This window comes from Thermocatellispora tengchongensis, from assembly GCF_014202315.1.
GTDB lineage: Bacteria > Actinomycetota > Actinomycetes > Streptosporangiales > Streptosporangiaceae > Thermocatellispora > Thermocatellispora tengchongensis.
In genome coordinates this window covers 12,238-31,351 of sequence record NZ_JACHGN010000018.1, presented here as the reverse complement: position 1 = coordinate 31,351, position 19,114 = coordinate 12,238, and the positions used below count along the sequence as shown (strand labels likewise).

Annotated in this window: 1 protein-coding gene; it reads right to left on the bottom strand. The window is 74.3% G+C overall.

Features of this window, described 5'->3' with window-relative positions; translation table 11 throughout:
* Position 1 precedes the first annotated feature (1 nt).
* Entirely contained in the window at positions 2-19,111 is a 19,110-nt protein-coding gene (locus HNP84_RS53930) for a type I polyketide synthase (protein ID WP_185054382.1), read from the bottom strand.
* Between the last annotated feature and the right edge of the window lie 3 nt (positions 19,112-19,114).

The window sequence follows — 19,114 nt, the reverse complement described above, 5'->3', positions numbered from 1 at the left end:
ATCAATCGAAGTCGGCAGCGCGGAGCTCTTTTTCCACAAAGTCGAACATCTCGTCGTCGGTCGCCGACTCAAGCTCCCGATCGGTATCCGGCTCGTCGCCGTTGTGCCGGGCGCGCAGTTCCTGGCCGATCGATTCGAGCCGGGACGTGATGTCGAAGCGCTCCTCGCTGCTCCAGGTGGCCCTGGAGAGGACGGCCTGCAGTTTCTTGAGTTCCGCCACCGCGATGGCGTAGTCGGTCTGCTCGTTGACGGCCTTGGCACGGATGAAATCGGCCAGGACGGCGGGCGTGGGATAGTCGAAGACCAGCGTGGCGGGCAGTTTCAGCCCGGTCGCCGCGTTCAGCCGGGTGCGCAGGTCCACGGCGGTGAGGGAGTCGAAGCCGAGGTCCTTGAACGCCCGTCCGGCCGGTACTGCCTCCACCGAGTTGTAGCCGAGGACGGCCGCGGCCTCCGCCCGGACCAGGTCGGTGAGGACCCGCTCCTGCTCGGCCCGGCTGAGTCCCTCCAGCCGCCGGCCCAGGGCCGTCGGCTCCGTGCCGTCGCCCGACGGCGTGGAGTCGCGCAGGGCCTGCTGGGCCTCGGGCAGGTCGGCCAGCAGCGGACTGGGGCGTTGCACGGTGAAGATGGGCGCGAACCGGTCCCAGTCGATGTCCGAGACCGCGACCAGGGTCTCCCCGGCGTCCAGGATCGCCGCCAGGGCACCGACGGCGGCCTGCGGGTCCATCTCCCGCAGGCCCAGTCGCTGGAGCATGTCCCCGGCCGGGCCCTCGCCCATGCCGCCGCCGCCCCACAGCCCCCAGGCCACCGACGTCCCGGCCAGGCCCCGGGCGAGGCGGTCCTCGACCAGGGCGTCGAGGGCGGCGTTCGCCGCCGCGTACCCGGCCAGCCGGCCGCTGCCCCAGGCCGCCGCGCCGGAGGAGAACACCACGAACGCGTCCAGGTCCCGGTCCGCCGTCAGCTCGTCCAGGTAGGTAGCGCCGCCGGCCTTGGCCTGCAGCGACTCGGTCAGGTCCGCCGTCACCATGGCGTCGAGAGGGCCGCCCAGCCCGGCGCCGGCCGCGTGCATGATCGAGCTGAGCGCGGGGCCGTGGGTGTCGATCCAGGTCAGCAGGGCGGCGGTCTGGGCGCGGTCGCCGACGTCGCCGGCGAGGACGGCCACGTCGGTGCCGGCGGTGGCCAGCTCTGCGGCCAGCGTCGCCGCGCCCTGCGCCCCCGGACCGGAGCGGCTGGACAGCACGATCCGGGCGGCGTCACGGCCGGTCAGCCAGCGGGCCACGTGCCCGCCGACGCCACCGGTGCCGCCGGTCACCAGGACGGCGCCGCCGGGCTTCCACTCGGTCGCCGGCCGGGTCAGGCGGGGAGCGCGGACCATCCGCCGGCCCAGCACCCCACCGGAACGGATGGCGACCTGGTCCTCGCCGCATCCGGCCAGGACCGCGACGAGCCGGTCGGCGGTGCGGTCGTCCCACGCCGGGGGCAGGTCGATGAGTCCGCCCCAGCGGTCCGGATGCTCCAGACCGGCGACGCGGCCGAACGCCCACGACTGTGCGGGCACCGGACTGACGGGCACCTCACCGGCGACCGCCGCCACCGCGCCCGACGTCAGCATCCACAGCGGTGCGCCGATCCCGGCGTCGCCCAGGGCTTGGACCAGCGCCATCGTCCCGGCGAGGCCCGTGGGCACGACGGGCGCCCCGTCGAGGGGCGACTCGTCCATAGCTAGCAGGGACACGACCCCGGCCACCGGCAGCCCGTCGCCATGCTCGTCCAGGGTCTGGGTGATGCGGGCGCACAGTGACTGCCGGTTCGGCTCGCCGGGGGCGACCTCGGTGATCAGCACCTGCGCGCCGTGGCCGGTCAGGGCCTGGACGGTGGGGGCGGTCAGGCCGGAGCCGGCCTCGCCCGCGGGGGTGACCAGCAGCCAGGTGCCCGCCAAGGCTGCGGGGGCGGGCTCGGAGACCGGGGTCCAGGTGATCCGGTAGCGCCACTCGGCGACCGCCGACTCGCCCCGCTCACGCCGCCGCCACACCGCCAACGCCGGCACCACCTCCCGCAGACGCTCCCCGTCCACGGCCAGCGTCCGCGCCAGACCCTCCACATCACCACCGGCCACCGCGGCCCAGAACGCACTCTCCTCCGCCGTCACCCCGTCCTCACCCGAACGACGAGGAGCCGGCACCGGCTTGGGCCAATACCGCTGCCGCTGGAACGCATACGTCGGCAACCCGACCCGCTCCCCCACCGGCAGCACCAGCGGCCAATCCACCCCGACACCGCGCACGTGCACCTCCGCCAGGGAGGCCAGCAGCCGCGCCGAGCCACCGTCGTCCCGCCGCAGGGTCCCGGTGACCACCGGGTCGGCCGCGCCGGACAGCCCTTCGAGGGTGGCGGTGACCGGGGCGGTCAGCACCGGGTGAGGAGAGGTCTCGACGAACACCCCGTACCCGGCCCGGCCCAGTGCTTCGATCGCGCGGGAGAACTCCACGGTCGCGCGCAGGCTGGCGTACCAGTACCCGGCGTCCATCTCCGGACCTTCCACGAACTCGCCGGTCATCGCCGACACCATCGGCACCCGGCCCGCCTGCGGGGTAATCCCGTCCAGCAGCTTCAGGATCTCCTCGCGGAGCTCGTCCACCTGGGGGCCGTGCGAGGCGTAGTCCACCGGCAGCATCCGCGCCCGGACGCCATCCCGCTCACATGCGGCCAGGACCTCCGCCAGCGCGTCCGGGTCACCGGAAACCACGGTGGCGTCGGGGCCGTTCACGGCCGCGACCGACACGCGGTCACCCCACGGCTCCACCCGGCTCCGGACGGCGGTGACGGACTCGGCGATGGAGAGCATCCCGCCCCGGCCCGACAACGCGGTCAACGCCCGGCTCCGCAACGCCACGATCTTCGCGGCGTCATCCAGGCTCAAGATTCCGGCCACCACCGCAGCGGCGATCTCACCCTGACTGTGACCGACGACCGCGTCCGGTTCCACTCCGGCGGCCTGCCACACCGCGGCCAGCGACACCATCACCGCCCACAGGGCGGGCTGGACGACATCCACCCGGTCCAGGCCCGGCGCGCCCTCCCGGCCGTGCAGCACGTCGTCCAACGACCAGTCCACATACGGAGCCAGCGCCTGACCGCACTCGGCCAGCCGCGCCGCGAACACCGGGCTGGCCTCGGCAAGCTCCCGGCCCATACCGGCCCACTGGCTGCCCTGACCGGGGAAGACGAACACCACCGGACCGGTGGCATCGGCCGCGCCGGTGACCAGGCCGGCGGCCGGTCGCTCGGCCACCAGGGCGGACAGCCTGGCGATCAGGTCGTCGGTGGTGGCGCCGGTGACGACGGCCCGGTGCTCGAACGTCGATCGGGTGGTCGCCAGCGACCAGCCGACATCGACCGGATCGAGGTCCGGGTGCGCGGACAGGTGGCCGGCCAGCCGGGATGCCTGTGCCCGCAGAGCGGCCGGGGATTGGCCGGACACCAGCCAGGACGTGGTCTCACCGGTCAGTACGGACGGCGTCTCCCGGGCCGGGTCGCCCTCGCCGCCCGCGGACTCGTTCTCGACGGCCTGGTCGAGTTCGGCCGGGGGTTCTTCGAGGATGACGTGCGCGTTGGTGCCGCTGATCCCGAAGGACGACACGCCGGCCCGACGGGGGCGGCCGTTCGCGGACCAGGCCACCGGTTCGGTGAGCAGCCGGACGTCGCCGACGCTCCAGTCCACCTCCGGCGACGGGACATCGGCGTGCAGCGTGGCCGGCAGCAGGCCGTGCCGCAGGGCCAGGACCATCTTGATGATCCCGGCCGCGCCGGCGGCCTGCTGGGCGTGGCCGATGTTGGACTTCACCGTGCCCAGCCACAGCGGGCGGCCCTGGGGACGGTCCTGCCCGTAGGTGGCCAGCAGGGCCTGGGCCTCGATCGGGTCGCCGAGACGGGTGCCGGTGCCGTGCGCCTCGACCGCGTCCACGTCACCCGGCTCCAGCCCGGCACTGGCCAAGGCGGCACGGATCACCCGTTGCTGCGACGGGCCGTTCGGCGCCGACAACCCGTTCGACGCCCCGTCCTGGTTGACCGCACTACCGGCCAGCACCGCCAGCACCGTGTGGCCGTTGCGGCGGGCGTCGGAAAGCCGCTCCAGCACGATCATGCCCGCGCCCTCGGCCAGGCCCATGCCGTCGGCGTCGGCGGAGAACGCCTTGCACCGGCCGTCCAGGGCCAGGGCCCCCTGCTGGGAGAAGCCGATGAACTCGGCCGGATCGGCGATCACCATCACACCGCCGGCCAGGGCCAGGTCGCACTCGCCGGCGCGCAACGCCTGAGCGGCCAGGTGCAGCGACACCAGGGCCGAGGAACACGCCGTGTCCACCGTCACCGCAGGGCCTTCGAGTCCCAGGGTGTAGGAGACCCGGCCGGAGATCACACTGGTCACATTGCCGGTGATCAGGTGGCCGGCCGAGCCCTCGTCGAACCCGGCCTGCCCGGCATACCCCGACGACGCCGCACCGGCGAACACACCCGTCAGAGAGCCGCGCAACGACACCGGGTCCACCCCGGCGTTCTCCAGCGCCTCCCACGACGTTTCCAGCAACAACCGCTGCTGCGGATCCATCGCCAGCGCCTCACGCGGACTGATCCGGAAGAACGCCGCATCGAAGTCCGCCGCCCCGGCGACGAACCCACCCTCCCGGGTGACCGAGGTCAGCGCCGAACCGGAGACGGTGTCCAGGAGGCCGGTAAGGTCCCAGCCCCGGTCGGTGGGGAAGCCGCCGATGGCGTCCCCGCCTGCCGACAGCAGCTTCCACATCGCCTCGGGGCTGTCCACCCCGCCGGGGAACCGGCAGCCCATTCCGACGATCACCACCGGATCGCTCGCCGACACCGGCGTGACCCGCGAGGTCGCCGACGCCGACTCCTGAGTGCCCATGAGCCGGGTCAGGATCTGCCGGGCCAGCGCCAGCGGCGATGGGTAGTCGAACACGACCGTCGAGGGCAGTTGCAGGCCCGTCGCCTGGTTCAGCCGGCCCCGCAGATCCACCGCCGTCAGGGAGTCGAATCCCATCTCCCGGAAGGCTCGGGCCGCGTCCACCTCATCGGCCGAGGAATGGCCGAGTACGGCCGCGGCGTGGCTGCTGACCAGGTCGGTGACGATCCGCTCCCGCTGCGCCGGCGACACCCCGACCAGCCGTTCCAGCAGCGCCGCGCCGTCACCCGAGGCGACGACGCCGGCCCCGGGCGCGGCGGCGTCAACCTGACGGGCCTCGGGGATCTCGTCCAGCAGGGGCCAGGACCGGGCCGCGTTGAACACCGCCGAGAACCGCGGCCAGTCCACATCGGCCACCGACAGCACGGTCTCGTCGTCGGCGAGCACCTGACCCAGCACGCCCAGGGCCCGCTGCGGCTCCAGCAGCCGCAGGCCCTGGCGCCGAATCCGTTCCGGGATGAGGCTCAGCGGCCGATCCGGTACGGATGCGCCGGGTTCGCTCGGGTCGGGTTCGTCGAACCGGCCGCCGGAGCTCCAGACCCCCCACGCCACCGACGTCGCCGGCAGACCACGGGCACGCCGGTTCTCCGCCAGCGCGTCCAGATGCGCGTTCGCCGCGGCGTACGTACCGTGCTCACCCACCCCCCACGTCGCGGTGATCGACGAGAACAACACGAAGGCGTCCAGATCGAGATCCGCCGTCAGCTCGTCCAGATGCGCCGCCCCGCCGACCTTGGCACCCAGAGCCAGCGCGAGCTGATCGACATCGGCCCGCTCAAGCGCCATCAACTCCACCGCCACCGCACCGTGGATCACCGTGGACAACGGCGGAGCCACCGTCGGAATCCAGCCCAGCATGCCGGCCACCGCATCCCGATCCACCACATCACAGGCGACCATCGTCACCGCAGTACCCGCCTCGGCCAAAAGGGCCCCGAGCACCGACGCGCCCGGCGTCCCCGGACCCCGGCGACTCGACAACACCACATGCTCGGCACCGGCCTCCGCCAGCCAAGCGGCCAGATCCGGGCCGATCACTCCGCTGGCTCCGGTCATCAGCACGGTCCCCCGCGGCGCCCATCCGCCGGGACCGGCGAGACGAGGGGCGGCCCGGACGAGGCGGCGGGCCAGAACGCCGCCGATCCGGATCGCGACCTGGTCCTCGCCGCCATCGGCCAGGACTCCGACGAGGCGGGCCAGCGCCCGGTCGTCCAGGACCGGCGGCAGGTCGATCAGGCCGCCCCAGCGGTCCGGATGCTCCACCCCGGCCGTACGGCCCAGGCCCCACACCTGGGCCTGCACCGGGCTGACCGGCCGGTCGGCGGCACCGGCCGTGACCGCGCCCTGCGTGACCGCCCACAGCGGGGCGGTGACCCCGGCGTCACCCAGTGCCTGGACCAGCGCCAGGGTTCCGGCGACGCCGGCCGGGACCACGGGCCGGTCGGCCAGCGGCGTCTCGTCGAGACCGAGCAGGGACAGGACCCCGGCCGGCGGTGCCGAGTCGAAGGCTTGGCCGATCCGGGTGGCCAGCGCGTGCCGGTCCAGGCCGGTCGCGGGGATCTCGGCGAGCACCACGTGGGCGCCCCGGTCGGTCAGCGTCCGCCGGCAGGCGGCGGCCAGATCGCCGCCGGCCAGCTCGGCGGGGACGACGACCAGCCAGGTACCGGACAGTACGGCCGGGGCGGGGTCGCGCATCGGCTTCCACGAGATCCGGTACCGCCAGTCGGCGGTCAGCGACTCGTCGCGTTCGCGCTGCCGCCAGGACGCCAGGGCCGGCAGCACCTTGCCCAGGTACTCCCCGTCCACGGCCAGCGTCTGGGACAGGCCGTCCAGGTCGCCGGCCTCGACCGCGTTCCAGAACCGCTCCTCGCCGGCGGCTCCGGTGCCATCGGCGCTCGCGGCCGGTGCGGGGACCGGCTTGGGCCAGTACCGCTGCCGCTGGAACGCGTAGGTCGGCAGTTCCACCACCTCGGCCTGGGGCAGGATGGTGGTCCAGGCGACCGGGACGCCGTGGACGTGCACCTCGGCCAGGGAGGCCAGCATCCGGGCGGGGCCGCCGTCGTCGCGGCGCAGGGTCCCGGTCACGACCCGGGCCGGCGCGAAGAGGCCGGAGGTGTTCTCGTCGGCGCCACGGTCGAGGGTGTCGCTGATCGCGTTGGTCAGGACGGGGTGCGCGGAGGTCTCGACGAACACGCCGTATCCGGCCCGGTCCAGTGCCTCGATCGCCTGGGAGAACTCCACGGTCGCGCGCAGGCTGGCGTACCAGTACCCGGCGTCCATCTCCGGGCCTTCCACGAACTCACCGGTCATCGCCGACACCATCGGGACCCGGCCCGGCTGGGGGGTGATCCCGTCCAGCAGCTTCAGGATCTCCTCGCGCAGCTCGTCCACCTGGGGGCCGTGCGAGGCGTAGTCCACCGGCAGCATCCGCGCCCGGACACCGTCCCGCTCACACCCGGCCAGGACCTCCGCCAGGGCGTCCGGGTCACCGGAGACGACCGTCGCGACCGGGCCGTTCACCGCCGCCACCGACACCCGCTCACCCCAGGGCTCCACCCGCATCCGCACCGCGGTGACGGACTCGGCGATCGAGAGCATCCCGCCCCGGCCCGACAACGCGGTCAACGCCCGGCTCCGCAACGCCACGACCTTGGCCGCGTCCTCCAGGGTGAGGATTCCGGCCACCACGGCCGCGGCGATCTCGCCCTGGCTGTGGCCCACGACCGCATCCGGGTTCACCCCGGCGGCCTGCCACACCGCGGCCAGGGACACCATCACGGCCCACAGGGCGGGCTGGACGACATCCACCCGGTCCAGGCCCGGCGCGCCATCGCGGCCGTGCAGCACGTCGTCCAACGACCAGTCCACATACGGAGCCAGCGCCCGGCCGCACTCGACCAGACGCGCCGCGAACACCGGGCTGGCCTCGGCCAGCTCCCGGCCCATCCCGGCCCACTGGCTGCCCTGACCGGGGAAGACGAACACCACCCGGCCGCCACCGCCACCGGCCGGAACCGTCCCGGTCACCACGCCCGCCGCCGGGCGACCGGCCGCCACCGAGGACAACCCCGACAGCAACTCCGGCCGATCCCGGCCGACCACCACCGCCCGGTGCTCGAACACCGACCGGCTCGTCACCAGCGACCACGCCACATCCGCGACATCCAGCTCCGGACGAGCCCGCACGAACTCACCCAGCCGGCCCGCCTGCGCCCCCAGCCCGGCACTCGACCGCGCCGAAACCAGCCACGCCGCCACCGGGCCGGTCAGCACCGGCGTCGCCGTCTCGTCGTCGGCCGCCTCGGCGGCCCCGGTGGGCGAGTCGGGCGAGTGCGGCGAGTCGCCGGGATCGGCGACCGGCGGGGCCTCTTCGATGATGGCGTGCACGTTGGTGCCGCTGATGCCGAACGCCGACACTCCGGCCCGCCGGGGACGGCCGTTCGCCGGCCACGGGACGGGCTCGTTCAGCAGCCGGACCTCGCCCGCGCTCCAGTCCACGTGCGGGCTGGGCTCCTCGGCGTGCAGGGTGCGCGGCAGCTCCCGGTGCTGGAGGGCCAGGACCATCTTGATGACCCCGGCCACCCCGGCCGCGGTCTGCGTGTGCCCGATGTTCGACTTCACGGAACCGAGCCAGAGCGGCCGGTTCTCGGGCCGGCCCTGCCCATAGGTGGCCAGCAGGGCCTGGGCCTCGATCGGGTCGCCCAGCCGGGTGCCGGTGCCGTGGGCCTCCACCGCATCGACCTCGTCCGCGCGCAGGCCGGCGTTCGCCAGGGCGGTCCGGATGACCTTCTGCTGGGAGGGGCCGTTCGGCGCCGTGATGCCGTTGCTGGCGCCGTCCTGGTTCATCGCGCTACCGCGCACCACGGCCAGCACCTTGTGCCCGTTTCGCCGGGCGTCGGAGAGCCGTTCCAGGAGGATCATCCCGGCGCCTTCGCCCCAGCCGATGCCGTCCGCGTCGGCGGAGAACGCCTTGCACCGGCCGTCGAAGGCCAAGCCCTGCTGGCGGGAGAACTCGGAGAAGGCGGTCGGGGTGGACATGACGGCCACGCCACCGGCCAGCGCCATCGAGCACTCGCGCGAACGCAGCGCCTGACAGGCCAGGTGCAGCGCGACCAGGGACGACGAGCAGGCCGTGTCCACGGTCACCGCAGGACCTTCGAGGCCGAGCGTGTAGGACACGCGGCCGGAGATCACCGAGGTGAGGCCGCCGATGAGCACGTACCCCTCGGTGCCGGCCTCTTCGGCCAGGCCGTACCCGTACCCGCCGTAGCCGGCGCCGGCGAAGACCCCGGTCGCGGTGCCCTTCAGGGACGCCGGGTCGATCCCGGCCCGCTCGACCGCCTCCCAGGCCGTCTCCAACAGCAGCCGCTGCTGCGGGTCCATGGTGATCGCCTCACGCGGGCTGATCCCGAAGAACCCGGGGTCGAAGTCGGCCGCGTCGTAGATGAATCCGCCCACGACGGTGGTGGCCGCATCGGGGTCCAGCCCGGCGTAGAGTCCTTCGGAGTCCCAGTCGCGGTCCGTGGGGAACCCGGAGATCGCGTCGGTTCCGGCGGCGAGCAGATCCCAGAACTCCTCGGGTTCGCGGACGCCGCCGGGGAACCGGCAGCCGATCCCGATGATGGCGATCGGCTCGCCGGGGTCGGCGACTGTGTGGGCCGCGGTCGGCGTCTCGGAATCGGCCAGGACGCCGAGCAGTTCGGTCCGCAGGAACTGCACGACCGCGGCCGGCGTGGGGTAGTCGAAGACGAGCGTGGCGGGCAGTTTCAGCCCCGTCACGGTGTTGAGCCGGGTGCGCAGGTCCACGGCGGTGAGGGAGTCGAAGCCGAGGTCCTTGAACGCCCGCCCGGCCGGTACGGCCTCGGCCGACGCGTGCCCGAGGACGGCGGCGGCCTCGGCCCGGACCAGGTCGGTGAGGACGCGCTCCTGCTCGGCCCGGTTGAGGCCGGTCAGCCGGCGGCCCAGCTCGGTCCCGGCGACGGCCTGCGTGCCGGACGTCTGGGCGTCGTTGAGCGCCTGCCGGGCTTCCGGCAGGTCGGCCAGCAGGGGGCTGGGCCGTTGGACGGTGAAGATGGGGGCGAACCGGTCCCAGTCGATATCCGAGACCGTGACCAGGTCCTCCCCGGCGTCCAGGATCGCCGCCAGCGCGCCGACGGCCAGACCGGCGTCCATCTCCCGCACCCCGAGGCGCTGGAGCACGTCTCCGGCGACGCCCTCGCCCATGCCCCCGCCGCCCCACAGCCCCCAGGCGACGGACGTCCCGGCCAGGCCGCGGGCCCGGCGCTCCTCGACCAGGGCGTCGAGTGCGGCGTTGGCGGCCGCGTAGCCCGACAGCCGGGCGCCGCCCCAGGTGGCCGCGCCGGAGGAGAAGACGACGAACGCGTCCAGGTCCCGGTCCGCGGTCAGGTCGTCCAGGTAGGCCGCGCCGCCGGCCTTGGCCTGCAGTACCGCGGCCAGGTCGGCCGGGCTCATGTCGTGCACGGGGCCGCCCAGTCCGGCGCCGGCGGCGTGCATGATCGAGCTGAGTGCGGGGCCGTGGGTGTCGATCCAGGTCAGCAGGGCGGCGGTCTGGGCGCGGTCGCCGACGTCGCCGGCGAGGACGGCTACGTCGGTGCCGGCGGTGGCCAGTTCTGCGGCCAGCGTCGCCGCGCCGGGCGCGCCCGGACCGGAGCGGCTGGACAGCACGATCCGGGCGGCGTCACGGCCGGTCAGCCAGCGGGCCACGTGCCCGCCGACGCCGCCGGTGCCGCCGGTGACGAGGACGCTGCCGTCCGGAGCCCAACGTCGTCCGCCGGAGACCGGACGGGCGACGCGGACCATCCGCCGGCCCAGGACTCCGCCGGAGCGGATGGCGACCTGGTCCTCGCCGCATCCGGCCAGGACGGCGACGAGCCGGTCGGCGGTGCGGTCGTCCCACGCCGGGGGCAGGTCGATGAGGCCGCCCCAGCGGTCGGGGTGTTCCAGCGCGACGACCCGGCCGAAGGCCCAGGTCTGCGCCTGCACGGGAGCGGCCGGGACTTCACCGGCGGCCACCGCCCCCGAGGTCAGCACCCACAACGGCGCACCGATCCCGGCGTCCCCGAGGGCCTGGACCAGGCCCATGGTCCCGGCCAGGCCGGCGGCCACGACCGGCGATTCGGCCAGGGGGGACTCGTCCAGGGCCAGCAGCGAGACGATTCCGGTCACGGCGGGAGCGTCGTCGGCGTTCTCCGTCGCCGTGCGGAGGGTTTCCGCGATCCGCTCGGCCAGCGCCGACCGGTCCACCTCTCCCGCCGGGATCTCGGCGAGCAGCACCCGCGCGCCGTGGCCGGTCAGGGCTCGGCGGCAGTCGGCGATCAGGGCCTCGTGGGCCGATCCGGCCGGGGCCACGACCAGCCAGGTGCCCGGCAGCGTCACCGGGCCGAGGGGGGCGAGCGGGGTCCAGGTGATCCGGTAGCGCCACTCGGCGACCGCCGACTCGCCCCGCTCACGCTGCCGCCACGCCGCCAACGCCGGCACCACCTCCCGCAGACGCTCCCCGTCCACGGCCAGCGTCCGCGCCAGACCCTCCACATCACCACCGGCCACCGCCGCCCAGAACGCACTCTCCTCCGCCGTCACCCCGTCCTCACCCGAACGACGAGGAGCCGGCACCGGCTTCGGCCAGAACCGCTGCCGCTGGAACGCATACGTCGGCAACCCGACCCGCTCCCCCACCGGCAACACCACCGGCCAATCCACGCCGACACCGCGCACGTGCACCTCCGCCAGGGAGGCCAGCAGCCGCGCCGAGCCACCGTCGTCCCGCCGCAGGGTCCCGGTGACCACCGGGTCGGCCGCGCCGGACAGCCCTTCGAGGGTGGCGGTGACCGGGGCGGTCAGCACCGGGTGAGGAGAGGTCTCGACGAACACCCCGTACCCGGCCCGGCCCAGTGCCTCGACCGCGCGGGAGAACTCCACCGTCGCGCGCAGGCTGGCGTACCAGTACCCGGCGCCCATCTCCGGACCTTCGACGAACTCGCCGGTCATCGCCGACACCATCGGCACCCGGCCCGGCTGCGGGGTGATCCCCGCGAGTGCGGTGAGCACGTCGTCCCGGATGGCGTCCACCTGGGGGCCGTGCGAGGCGTAGTCCACCGGCAGCATCCGCGCCCGGACGCCATCCCGCTCACACCCGGCCAGGACCTCCGCCAGCGCGTCCGGGTCACCGGAAACCACGGTGGCGTCAGGGCCGTTCACGGCCGCGACCGACACGCGGTCACCCCACGGCTCCACCCGGCTCCGGACGGCGGTGACGGACTCGGCGATGGAGAGCATCCCGCCCCGGCCCGACAACGCGGTCAACGCCCGGCTCCGCAACGCCACGATCTTCGCGGCGTCCTCCAGGCTCAGGATTCCGGCCACCACGGCCGCGGCGATCTCGCCCTGGCTGTGGCCCACGACCGCGTCCGGGTTCACCCCGGCGGCCTGCCACACCGCGGCCAGCGACACCATCACCGCCCACAGGGCGGGCTGGACGACATCCACCCGGTCCAGGCCCGGCGCACCCTCCCGGCCGTGCAGCACGTCGTCCAACGACCAGTCCACATACGGAGCCAGCGCCTGACCGCACTCGGCCAGCCGCCCCGCGAACACCGGGCTGGCCTCCGCCAGGTCCCGGCCCATACCGGCCCACTGGCTGCCCTGACCGGGGAAGACGAACACCACCGGACCGGTGGCATCGGCCGCGCCGGTGACCAGACCGGCGGCCGGTCGCTCCGCCACCAGGGCGGACAGCCCGGCGATCAGGTCGTCGGTGGTGGCGCCGGTGACGACGGCCCGGTGCTCGAACGTCGATCGGGTGGTCGCCAGCGACCAGCCGACATCGACCGGATCGAGGTCCGGGTGCGCGGACAGGTGGCCGGCCAGCCGGCGGGCCGCAGCCGTCAGTCCGGGCGCGGTCTGGCTGGACACGAGCCAGGCCGTCGCGTCCGACAGCACCGGAACCGGCGCGATGGCCGCGTCGTCGTCCGTCTCGGGCTCGGTGCCGGCCGGGGCCTCCTCCAGGATCATATGGGCGTTGGTGCCGCTGATCCCGAAGGACGACACGCCGGCCCGGCGAGGGCGGCCGTTCGCGGACCAGGCCACCGGTTCGGTGAGCAGCCGGACCTCACCGGCGCTCCAGTCCACCTCCGGCGACGGAACATCGGCGTGCAGCGTGGCCGGCAGCAGGCCGTGCTGCAAGGCCAGGACCATCTTGATCACTCCGGCCGCGCCCGCGGCCTGCTGGGCATGGCCGATGTTGGACTTCACCGAGCCCAGCCACAACGGCCGCCCCTCCGGCCGGTCCTGCCCGTAGGTGGCCAGGATCGCCTGGGCCTCGATCGGGTCCCCGAGACGGGTGCCGGTGCCGTGCCCCTCCACCGCGTCCACGTCACCCGGCTCCAGCCCGGCACTCGCCAAGGCGGCACGGATCACCCGCTGCTGCGACGGGCCGTTCGGCGCCGACAACCCGTTCGACGCCCCGTCCTGATTGACCGCACTACCGGCCACCACCGCCAGCACCGTGTGGCCGTTGCGGCGGGCGTCGGAAAGCCGCTCCAGCACGATCATGCCCGCGCCCTCGGCCAGGCCCATCCCATCCGCCTCAGCCGAGAACGCCTTGCACCGGCCATCGGCCGCCAGCGCCCCCTGCTGCGAGAAACCGATGAACTCGGCCGGATCGGCGATCACCATCACACCGCCCGCCAGCGCGAGATCGCACTCACCGGCGCGCAACGCCTGAGCGGCCAGGTGCAACGCCACCAGGGCCGAAGAACACGCCGTGTCCACCGTCACCGCAGGACCTTCGAGACCCAGCGTGTAGGAGACCCGGCCCGAGATCACACTGGTCACATTGCCGGTGATCAGGTGGCCGGCCGAGCCCTCGTCGAACCCGGCCTGCCCGGCATACCCCGACGACGCCGCACCCGCGAACACACCCGTCAGAGAGCCACGCAACGACACCGGGTCCACCCCGGCGTGCTCCAGCGCCTCCCACGACGTTTCCAGCAACAACCGCTGCTGCGGATCCATCGCCAGCGCCTCACGCGGACTGATCCGGAAGAACGCCGCATCGAAGTCCGCCGCCCCGGCGACGAAGCCACCTTCACGGGTGACCGAGGTCAGCGCCGAACCGGGAACGGTGTTCAACAGGCCGGCGAGGTCCCAGCCCCGGTCGGCCGGGAAGCCGCCGATGGCGTCCCCGCCGGTCGCGAGCAACCGCCACAGTGCTTCCGGGCTGTCCGCACCGCCGGGGAACCGGCACCCCATTCCGACGATCACCACCGGATCGCTCGCCGACACCGGCGTGACCCGCGAGACCGGCGACGCCGGCTCCTGGGTGCCCATGAGCCGGGTCAGGATCTGCCGGGCCAGCGCCAGCGGCGACGGGTGGTCGAACACGACGGTCGAGGGCAGGTGCAGACCGGTGGCCTGGTTGAGCCGGGTGCGCAGCTCCACCGCCGTCAGCGAGTCGAACCCCATCTCCCGGAAGGCGCGGTCGGGCTCGACCGCGTCGGGGGAGGCGTGTCCGAGCACGGCCGAGGCGTGGGCGCGGACCAGTTCCGTCACGATGTGTTCCCGCCGGCCGGGTGTCGCGCCCGACAGCCGGCCCAGCAGCTCGGCCGCCTCGCCCGAGGTCACCACGGGGGTGCCGGTCGGGCCGGAGGTGATCTGCCGCGCTTCGGGGATCGCGTCCAGGAGCGGCCAGGAACGCATGGCGTTGAACACGGCCGAGAACCGGGGCCAGTCCACGTCCACGACCGACAGCACGGTCTCGTCGTCGGCGAGCACCTGGCCCAGGGCCGACAGGGCCCGATCCGGGTCCAGCAGCCGCAGGCCCTGGCGCCGCAACCGTTCCGGGATCACGCTCAGCGCGCGGTCGGCCTGGTCGGATTCCTGGCCGGTGTCCCAGACTCCCCAGGCCACCGACGTGGCCGGCAGGCCGCGGGCACGCCGGTTCTCCGCCAGCGCGTCCAGATGGGCGTTGGCCGCCGCGTACGTGGCGTGCTCGCTGACGCCCCAGATCGCGGCGACCGAGGAGAACAGGACGAACTCATCCAGGTCCAGATCGGCGGTCAGCTCGTCCAGGTGCGTGGCTCCGGTGACCTTCGCGCCCAGGGCCAGCGCCAGATCGTCCACGCCGGTGTCCGTCAGGGGCAGCAGCTCCACCGCCGTGGCCGCGTGGATCACCGTGGACAGTGCCGGTCCGATGCCGTCGATCCAGGTCAGCAGGCCGGCGACGGCGTCGCGATCGGTGACGTCGCACGCCGCGAGGCTGACCGAGGTTCCGGCGCCGGCCAGGGCCGCGGCCACGGCGGCGGCCCCCGGGATCACCGGTCCGCGCCGGCTGACCAGCGTCAGGTGGGGGGCGCCGGCGTCGGCGAGCCAGCGCGCCAGGTTCGGGCCGATCTCGCCGCTCGCTCCGGTCACCAGTACGGTGCCGCGTGGCCGCCATGCTCCGGTACTGCGGGACGGCCCGGTGCGGACCAGCCTGCGGCCCACGACTCCGGCCGAGCGGATGGCCACCTGGTCCTCACCGCATCCGGCCAGGACGGCGCCGAGGCGCTTGGCGGCCCGTGCGTCGAGCGTGGGCGGCAGGTCGATGAGACCACCCCAGCGATCGGGGTGTTCCAGGCCCGCGACCCGGCCCAGGCCCCAGACCTGCGCCTGGGCCGGGCTGGTCAGCGGCTCGCCGGGGGCGGTGGCCACCGCTCCGGACGTCAGCACCCACAGCGGCGCCGCGATCCCGGCCTGGCCGAGAGCCTGGACCAGGCCCAGCGTTCCGGCCACGCCGCTGGTCACCATCGGCCGGCCGGGCAGCGGTGTGGCGTCCAGCGCCAGCAGCGACACGACTCCCGCCACCGGCCTCTCGCCATCGGGCGGGGACTCCGGCGACCGGGCGAGAACGTCTGCGATCCGGGCGGCGAGCGAGCTCTGATCGACCTCCCCGGCAGGCACCTCGGCGAGCACGACGTCGGCGCCGCGAGCGGTCAGGGCGCGTACGCATTCGGCGATCTGCTCTCCCGCGTTCCCGCCGGCCGGGGCCACGACGAGCCAGGTCCCGTGGAGGGCGGACGGCGCCGGGTCGGGCACCGGCACCCAGGAGACCCGGTATCGCCAGCTCGCGGTCGCCGAGTCGTCGCGCTCCCGGCGTCGCCAGGACGCCAGGGCCGGGACGATGTCGTTGAGGCGGTGTTCGTCCACGGCGAGGGTGTCGGCCAGGGTGTCCACGTCGCCGTTCTCGACGGCGGCCCAGAACCGGGCCTGCGCCGGCGAGTCGTGCTCGCCCGGGGTGGCGACGCCGTTCGCGGCCGGGACCGGGTCCGGCCAGAAGCGCTGACGCTGGAACGCGTACGTCGGCAGGTCGATCCGCCGTCCGGCGGGCAGAACCGAGGACCAGTCGACGCCGACGCCGTGGACGTGAGCCTCGGCCAGCGACGCGAGGAGCCGGGCCGGGCCGCCGTCGTCCCGGCGCAGCGTGCCGGTCACCACCGGCGCCGGGCCGGAGACGCCGTCGCTCTCGCCGGAGCCGGCGAGGTTCTCCAGGGTGGCGGCGATCGAGGTGGTCAGCACCGGGTGCGCGGAGGTCTCGATGAACACGCTGTGACGGGACCGGCCCAGCGCCTCGATGGCGCGGGAGAACCGCACCGGGGCGCGCAGGCTCGCGTACCAGTACTCGGGCCCGAGCTCCGGACCGGCCAGCGTCTCGCCGGTCATCGACGACACCATCGGCAGCCGCGCCGGCCGGGGAGCGATCCCGGCCAGCATGCTCTGGATCTTGTCCTGCAGCCAGTTCACCTGGGGACCGTGCGAGGCGTAGTCCACCGGCAGCATCCGCGCCCGCACGCCGTCGCGCTCGCACGCGGCCTGGATCTCCCGCAGGGCCTCCGGCGTGCCCGAGACGACGGTCGCGGCCGGGCCGTTCACCGCCGCCACCGCCACCTGGTCGGCCCAGGGCGCCACCCGGGCGGTCACCGCCGGCTCCGGCTCGGCGATCGACAGCATCCCGCCCCAGCCGGACAGGGCGGTCAGGGCCTGGCTGCGCAGCGCCACCACCTTGGCGGCGTCGTCGAGGGTCAGGCCGCCGGCCACGACCGCCGCCGCGATCTCGCCCTGCGAGTGCCCCACCACGGCGTCCGGCTCCACCCCGGCGGCCTGCCACACCGCCGCCAGGGACACCATCACGGCCCACAGCGCCGGCTGGACGACGTCCACCCGGTCGAGCCCGGGAGCCCCGTCGGCGCCGGCCAGTACGTCGTCCAGGGACCAGTCCACGTACGGGGCCAGCGCCTGCCCGCACTCGGCCAGCCGCGCCGCGAACACCGGCGACGACTCCGCCAGCTCCCGGCCCATGCCGAGCCACTGCGACCCCTGGCCCGGGAAGACGAACACGACCCGCCGCGGGCCGCGGCCGGTCGCGACCACCCCGGCGGCGACGCCGGCGGCGGGCCGGTCGGCCGCCAGCGCCGCCAGTCCCGCCAGGAGCTCGTCCCGGTTCTCGCCCCGGACCACGGCCCGGTGCTCGAACACCGATCGGGTCGTCGCCAGGGACCACCCGATGTCGGCCAGATCCCGGGCCTCCATGCCGGCCCGGTTCCGGGCGAAATCGGCCAGCCGTTCGGCCTGGGCCTTCAGGCCGTCCGCGGTGCGCGCCGACACCAGCCAGGCCGTGCCCTCGGACAGCACCGGCACCGCCAGGGCCGCGGCGTCCGCGGGCGGGGGGTTGTCGGCGAGGTCGCCGTCGGCGTCCCCCTCGGCGGGGGCCTCCTGGAGGATGAGGTGGACGTTGGTGCCGCTGGCGCCGAACGCCGAGACGCCGGCCCGGCGCGGCTGCCCGCCGGCGGGCCACGGCACCGCTTCGGTCAGCAGCCGCACGTCGCCCACCGACCAGTCCACCTGCGGCGAGGGCACATCGACGTGCAGGGTGGGCGGCATCAGGTCGTGCTGGAGGGCCAGCACCATCTTGATGACCCCGGCGACCCCACCCGCGGCCTGGGTGTGACCGATGTTCGACTTCACCGATCCCAGCCACAGCGGCCGGTCCTCGGGCCGGTCCTGGCCGTAGGTGGCCAGCAGCGCCTGCGCCTCGATCGGGTCGCCGAGCACCGTGCCGGTGCCGTGCGCCTCGACCACGTCCACCTGGTCGGCCCGGACCCGGGCGTTGGCCAGGGCCTCGCGGATGACGCGCTGCTGCGAGGGCCCGTTCGGCGCGGTCAGCCCGTTGCTGGCGCCGTCCTGGTTCACGGCGGTGCCGGCGATCAGCGCCAGCACCGGGTGGCCGTTGCGGCGCGCGTCGGAAAGCCGTTCCAGGACGAGCAGTCCGGCGCCCTCGCCCCAGCCCATGCCGTCCGCCGCACCGGCGAAGGCCTTGCAGCGCCCGTCGGCGGCCATGGCGCCCTGCTGGGAGAATTCCGCGAACGCCCCCGGAGTGACCATCACGACGACGCCGCCGGCCAGCGCCAGGGAGCAGTCTCCCGAGCGCAGCGCCTGAGCGGCCAGGTGCAGGGCGACCAGGGACGACGAGCAGGCGGTGTCCACCGTGATCGCCGGGCCCTCCAGGCCGAGGGTGTAGGCCACCCGGCCCGAGATCATCGCGGTCTGGCTCCCGGTCAGCAGGTAGCCCTCGGAGCCGGTGTCGGCCTCGACCAGGCCCTCGCCGTACCCGGCGAAACCGGCTCCCACGAACACGCCGGTCGAGGAGCCCCGCAGCGAGCGCGGCTCGATCCGGGCCCGCTCCAGCGCCTCCCACGCAACTTCCAGCATCAGCCGCTGCTGGGGGTCCATCGCCAGCGCCTCACGCGGGCTGATCCCGAAGAACCCGGCATCGAACTCCGCGGCATCATGAACGAAACCACCCTGGAGGGCGAACGAGAGGCTCGCACGGTCCGGGCCGGCGGGCCGGAGTGCCTCCCACCCCCGGTCGGCCGGGAATCCGCCGATCGCGTCCGTGCCGGAAGCCACCAGGTCCCAAAAGCTCTCCGGGTCATGGACACCGCCCGGGTACCGGCAGCCCAGACTCACGATCGCGATCGGTTCCTGCTCGGCCGCCTCCATCCGGCGCAGCCGCTTACGGGTTTCCTGAAGCTCGGCCGACGCCCTCTTGAGGTAGTCAAAAAGTTTTTCTTGGCTATCCATCAC

Coding starts and splice junctions, on each gene's coding strand:
- HNP84_RS53930 (WP_185054382.1), bottom strand. CDS start 19,111: ATGGATAGCCAAGAAAAACTTTTTGACTACCTCAAGAGGGCGTCGGCC.